Source organism: candidate division KSB1 bacterium (assembly GCA_022562085.1).
Lineage (GTDB): Bacteria > Zhuqueibacterota > Zhuqueibacteria > Oceanimicrobiales > Oceanimicrobiaceae > Oceanimicrobium.
In genome coordinates this window covers 1-4,394 of record JADFPY010000365.1, presented here as the reverse complement: position 1 = coordinate 4,394, position 4,394 = coordinate 1, and the positions used below count along the sequence as shown (strand labels likewise).

Genomic DNA, 4,394 nt, shown 5'->3' with positions numbered 1-4,394 from the left:
GCCTATGAACACAATTCTTGCAGTTCACGATTTATCAAAAACTTACAAAAGCGGCAGCAAAACCCTGACTGTGTTAAAAGACATTTCTCTCGAGATCGAAGAAGGAACTTCTTGCGCCATTGTCGGACCCTCGGGCAGCGGTAAAACCACCCTGCTCGGCCTGTGTGCCGGACTCGATTTACCAACAACAGGCTCAGTTGTGCTAAACGGAGTTCAATTAAACAATCTGAACGAAGATGAGCGCGCCAAAGTCCGCAACGAAACCATCGGTTTTGTCTTTCAAAATTTTCAGCTCATTTCAACTCTGACTGCGATCGAAAATGTTATGGTGCCGCTTGAGCTGCGTGGTGAAAATCATGTTCAAAAAAAAGCAGACGAACTGCTCGAGCAAGTGGGTCTTGGCGATCGCTCAAAACACTACCCGGTGCAGCTCTCCGGCGGTGAACAGCAGCGGGTGGCATTGGCGCGGGCATTCATCAACCGTCCAAAGGTTTTGTTTGCTGATGAACCGACCGGCAACCTGGATGCCGAAACCAGCGAACGGGTGATCGAGCTCCTGTTTGAGCTAAATCGAGCAGCCGGCACCACGCTGGTCATGGTGACACATAATAGCGAACTGGCCCGCAAGGCAAAACGAATCGTCAAATTACATGCAGGATCGATCGTTCTGGATTCTTTGAATAAAGATCAATCTCCTGCGCAAAGCAGACCGACCGTAATAAATCCATCAGAGATTGGGTGATTTTATGAGCGCGCTGCATTTCCTGGCCTTTTTAACCCTGGGCATTTTGATTTTCGGAGTCGTTGAGTTGGCGATAGGTAAAAGAAAAATTTTTCCTTTAAAAAATATCTTACCAGGCGGGGAATTCGTCGAGCCCACGCTCTCGGTGGTAATCCCGGCCCGCAATGAAGAGCAAAAGCTCAAAATTGCCCTGACTTCGGTTTTGAATCAGGAGTATCGAAATCTCGAGGTCATTGCCGTCAATGACCGCTCGACCGATGCCACTGGCGAAATCTTAGATAAGTTGGCAAAAACCTACCCGAATTTGCGGGTCTTTCATTTGTCCCAACTTCCATCCGGTTGGCTGGGAAAAAATTACGCCCTGTTTTTTGGCGCTGAGCAAGCCACCGGCGAATTTTTACTTTTTTCTGATGCAGATATCGTCATGAATAAAACAGCTTTAAAAAGGGCCGTATTTTATTTACAAAATCAGAATTTTGATCACCTTGTCGTCGGTCCCCAAATCGCTAAAACCAATGCCATAACAAATGCCATGCTGGTCATTTTTGTAATCAACTTTATGCTTTTTTTCAAACCGTGGAAAGCAAAAAATCCCGGCAGCAAACGGTTTGTGGGCGGCGGCGCTTTTAGCCTGATGAGGCGGCAGGTTTATCAGCAGATTGGTTCAATGCAAGCGATCCCGATGTGCGTGGCTGATGACTTGAAGCTGGGCCAATTAATAAAAAAGCATGGATTTCGCCAGGACTTCCTTGGTGGCGCGGACATGATTTTTCTCGAATGGTATTCAGGGGCCCGTGAAATGATCGATGGCTTAACCAAGAACTCTTTCGCAGTTTTGGATTTCAGCGTCATCAAAATCAGCGGTGCTATCATGTACTATCTGATGCTTAATCTCTGGCCGCTCCTGGCCTTGTTTTTGACCAGTGGCAGCCTGCTGTTTCTAAATGGCTTCATTGTCGTTCTCAACACCTTGCTGCAAATAGCCGCCGCCAGATATATGCAACTGCCGCTGCGTTCAGCTCTGGCTTCTCCGCTGGCGGTTATTCTACACATTTATATTCTCTTACGCTCGACGGTTATGACTATTTCACAAGGGGGTATCTCCTGGCGAGGCACATTTTATCCCATCGAGGAGATTCATAAATACCGGTGATGAATTGATAAAAGTTAACGTCTTTTTTGGAAAAAATGAGCATTCGAATCATACAAGTCCCCTATGACTCCGGTATTCGTGATCAACGAATGGGGCGTGGACCCTCTCATTTTATAGCAAACGGCTTGGTTGACAGATTGCAAGAAATAGATGAGTCGGTTACGGATATAATTGCAGAAAGCAAGGGCAGCTTTCCAACGGAAGTTGGCACAACTTTCGAGTTGCAGCGAGAAATTTCAAATCAAGTGAAACTCGCATTAGCGCACGATCAATTTCCGCTCATCCTTTCCGGAAACTGCAGCAGCACGGTTGGGGCTCTGGCGGGATTTGAATCGAGAAATCTTGCTTTGATCTGGTTTGACGCCCACGGCGACTTTAACACTCCGGAAACCACGACTTCCGGATTTTTGGATGGCATGGCGCTGTCGATAATTGTCGGTCATTGCTGGAAATCGCTGGCGCAAGCAATTCCGGGCTTTCGACCGTTGGCTGAGAACCGCGTCGCTATGGTTGGCAGCCGCGATTTGGATGCAGCCGAGGAACTTAGATTAAAAGACTCTCAAATAAAACTTGCTCGTTATGAGCAGATCCAAGATAGCGGTACGGTCGAAACGCTAAATCCGATTTTGGATAAATTGTCCGGAAGTGTCGAAGGCGTTTATCTTCATATTGACATGGATGTGCTCAATCCTGATTTTGCACCGGTGAATTCTTATCAACCCCCAGAAGGCCTCAGTCCTGAGCAAATGCAAGAAATTATTGAGAGCATCGCTGCGAAATTTCCGATCTCAGGCGCGTCAGTTACCGCCTATGATCCGGAGATGGATCCGGAAAACAAAGGCCTGGCAGCTGGACTCGACCTCATTTCTCTAATTGTGAAAGCGGTTTTAAAATGAATCGACCGACTTCAAAACGAGGCGTCTTCAATCCCTGGCTGTGGAAAATGGCCTGGCGCGACAGCCGCACCCACCGCAAGCGGCTGTTTTTGTTTATGACCTCGATCGTTATGGGCATCGCCGCCCTGGTCTCAATCGGTTCTTTTGGCCAGACTTTGGAAAAAGCTATGGACGACCAGGCTAAAACTTTGCTGGGCGCAGATTTGATGTTCTCCAGCTTACAGCCGTTCACACCTGAAATCGAAGCATTTATAGATTCCATCGGCGGCGAACAGGCCCGGGAATGGCTGTTTATTTCCATGGCTTATTTCCCCAAATCGCAAGAGTCGCGCTTGGTTCAGGTCCGGTCTTTAAAAGGCGACTTTCCTTTTTATGGAGAAATCGCTACCGACCCCAAAGCTGCCGTCAACAATTACAAAGCCGGCCCGAACGCTCTGGTTGATAACGTTCTCATGTTACAGTACCACGCCACTCCGGGAGATTCCATTAAGATTGGCGCCACGACATTTAACATTGCCGCCCGCATCACCAAAACGCCAAACAATCCTGCTATCGCCAGCACCTTTAATCCGCGGGTTTTTATACCGCCTGATTATCTGGAGGAAACAAATCTGATTCAGCGCGGCAGTTTAGTGCGCTACCGGGTTTATTTTAAGTTTGACGACGACCGCGACGTGGAAGCGCTGGTGCAAGCCATCGAAGGGCAAAGAAACAAATTCCGGCTGCGCATCGATACCGTTAAGGAGCGCCTAGAAGACATGGACGAAGTCATAGGAAACTTGTACCGTTTTCTGGGCCTGGTGGGGTTTGTGGCGTTGATTTTGGGAAGCATCGGTGTCGGCAGTGCGGTGCACGTTTACACCCGGCAGAAGCTCGAAAATGTTTCCATTCTGCGCTGCCTCGGCGCCGGCTCAAAAGAGGCCTTTCTGATTTATCTTATCCAGGTCGGGGTCATGGCGCTCCTGGGATCGTTCTTGGGCGCCATTCTGGGGATGGGTATTCAATTTTTCCTGCCAAATGTTTTAAGCGATTTTTTGCCGGTCGAAGTTGGATATGCTGTTTCATGGCCGGCAGTTTTGCAGGGCATGTCGATTGGACTTGTACTATCTTTGCTATTTGCCCTGCTTCCTCTGCTCTCCATTCGCAAGGTTTCGCCGCTGCTGGCATTACGGGCATCATTTGAAAACACCACAACCTCAAAAGACAAGCTCAGATGGCTGGTTGCCCTTATCATCTTTTTAGCGATCGGCGGATTTGCGATCTTACAAACCCAGGACCCCCTGCTCGGCGGAATTTTTACGGCAGCGATTGCGGTTGCTTTTGGCGTACTTGCCGGAGTTGCTAAGTTAATTAACGTGCTGTTCAGAAAGTTCATTCCCAAATCGTGGCCCTATGTCTGGCGGCAGGGGTTGGCTAATCTCTACCGGCCAAACAATCAAACGCTGGTGCTGATGTTGTCCATCGGTTTGGGGACTTACCTGATTACGACGCTCTATTTGTCACACAATTTGTTACTTGAAAAAGTAACGTTTGCCGCCGGCCAGGATCGACCGAACCTGATTTTATTCGACATTCAGCCGGATCAGAAAGAGGAAGTCAAAGC

At 48.4% G+C, this 4,394-nt stretch carries 4 protein-coding genes; all 4 read left to right on the top strand.

The annotated features are described in order from the left end of the window. Window positions 1-4 precede the first annotated feature (4 nt). Complete coding sequence (locus IH879_20335; GenBank protein ID MCH7677277.1) at window positions 5-742, top strand: ABC transporter ATP-binding protein; 738 nt, start codon at window positions 5-7, stop codon at window positions 740-742. Between the two features lie 4 nt (window positions 743-746). Continuing rightward, window positions 747-1,895, top strand: coding sequence for a glycosyltransferase (locus IH879_20330; protein MCH7677276.1), 1,149 nt, complete (start codon window positions 747-749; stop codon window positions 1,893-1,895). Between the two features lie 35 nt (window positions 1,896-1,930). Further along, the gene (locus IH879_20325; GenBank protein MCH7677275.1) at window positions 1,931-2,791 is read left to right on the top strand and encodes an arginase family protein; all 861 of its coding nucleotides are present in this window, start codon (window positions 1,931-1,933) and stop codon (window positions 2,789-2,791) included. Next, a partial coding sequence (locus IH879_20320) for an ABC transporter permease (protein MCH7677274.1) occupies window positions 2,788-4,394 on the top strand: 1,607 nt, incomplete at its 3' end. The genes IH879_20325 and IH879_20320, both read left to right, overlap by 4 nt.